Source organism: Actinomadura sp. DC4, from assembly GCF_030406325.1.
In the GTDB taxonomy this organism is placed as follows: Bacteria; Actinomycetota; Actinomycetes; order Streptosporangiales; family Streptosporangiaceae; genus Actinoallomurus.
Genome location: NZ_JAUEQY010000078.1, coordinates 1 through 1842, shown reverse-complemented (window position 1 = coordinate 1842; position 1842 = coordinate 1). Strand labels below are relative to the sequence as shown.

Here is a 1842-nt window from a genome sequence, read left to right as displayed (position 1 = left end):
CAGGTTACTCACGTGTTACTCACCCGTTCGCCGCTCGAGTACCCCGAAGGGCCTTTCCGCTCGACTTGCATGTGTTAAGCACGCCGCCAGCGTTCGTCCTGAGCCAGGATCAAACTCTCCGTTAAGGCCAAACGACAACCACCCGTTAAGAGCGGCCGCCAAACCTGAACAGACAAATCCCGGCAAGAATCATACTTGCCAAAGGAATCCAAAAACCGAACAACCACAACCAGACCGTAACCGGCCTGCCATGACCATCCAGTCCGAGGACTAAAAAGGCACTGGCTTTTAGCACACTGTTGAGTTCTCAAGAAACGGACACACACCGTTCGGTGACCTTTTCAGATCCCCGTCTGGGGCGTTTCCTCAATCTTAGCTCTTTTCGTTTACCTTGTCGAATCGCTCCGACTTGGAAACGAATGCCCTTTTAGGAATCCTTTCGAACTCCCTTGGGACATTTCCCATCTTACCGTTCCCGCTTCGTTTGTCGAATTGACCGACTTGCGAAACGAACTCGGTCCCGCCCAGCACTCAGCATGGAAGCCAGAGACTTCCAATACCGTCGAAGGGTGGTTCCCGGGGGATCGCTTCCACCTTACGGTGATCCACAACCCGATCGGGCCGACACATCCAGTTGGTTCGTGACAGACAGCATCCATCACGACTCTTGATTGGGGTGTCTTCCGCGGGGCCGGCCGTCTTGCGACGTCCTGCTCCCCGCAGGCCTGGCAAGCTTAGGACACCCGGGCGCCGGGGTCAACCCCGCGGTACGGGCGTACATGTCGACGCAGGTAAACCTGCGTTCTGATGACGTGCCCCCTGCCATCGTGCCCCAAACCACCCACCCCGAAATTTCTCCGCATCCCCTGCTCAGCCGGGTGTCTCAACGGCTGTCCAGGTGGGTCGGCCCCACCGCAGAAGCGGCGGATGACGGCCAACGCTGGAGTAGCTCGTCCTCCGTACCGCGCGAACCACTCCGAGATTGCGGCGCGGCACGTCGAGGGCCGGCCACTGAGATGCCGGGCAACTCCCAGAGAGCGACGTTCACGACCAACAGCGCCGGCCGTCCCGGCTCCGGAATCCGGTACCCGCCGTCACACAGGAGACACGAGGTAGTCGCGAGGACAGGGCAACGAGGACGAGGAGACGAGCGTGCGGGGAACCTGGCACGCAAGGGACACGAGTGCGGGAGACCGAGCCGCGGACGCCGCATCGCAGGGGACGAGGAACCGGAACGTAGGAAGGAGAACGCAAGATTGACTCCGAGAAGCGGTGCCACGTGGTCGGCGAGGTCCCTCGCCGAGTACGTCAGCCACACACCCCTGGCAGAGGGTCTGGGCACCCCCGTAGAGGGTCTGAACCCCTTGTCCCCGACGACGCCCACAGCGCGATGTACGCCTCGACGTCCGCGGCAGTCATTTCCGCGAATGCCACGTCGACGTCGGATGCCCCTCACACCGGCCAGCCGGTGAAGGTGGCCGGCGAGAGCCAAGGCCGTCAAGAACAGGACCGTGGAGCAAGGGCCGCGAAGAGCAGGACCGTGGGGAGCACGAACGTGGGGAGCACGAACGTGGAGAGGTAGGAAGCCGCGAGGCGAGAGCGTTGGAGATGAGAGCCAAAGGGTTCGCAGCAAGATGGGTAGCCGTATTGGCGCGGGCCCGCGCTGCGCCTGGCGGACCTGCACGCGAGCGTCGCCGAAGACGCCGAGGCCCAGAGCCCACACCCCAGGCCCACACCCCAGGCCCACACCCCAGGCCCACACCCCAGGCCCACACCCCAGGCCCACACCCCAGGCCCACACCCCAGGCCCACACCCCAGGCCCACACCCCAGGCCCACACCC

1 rRNA gene is annotated in these 1842 nt (G+C 63.3%); it reads right to left on the bottom strand.

Annotation, left to right across the window (positions count from 1 at the left end):
- Window positions 1–125 (bottom strand): 16S ribosomal RNA (locus QWU11_RS47020); the annotation flags it as partial.
- Window positions 126–1842: the final 1717 nt, after the last annotated feature.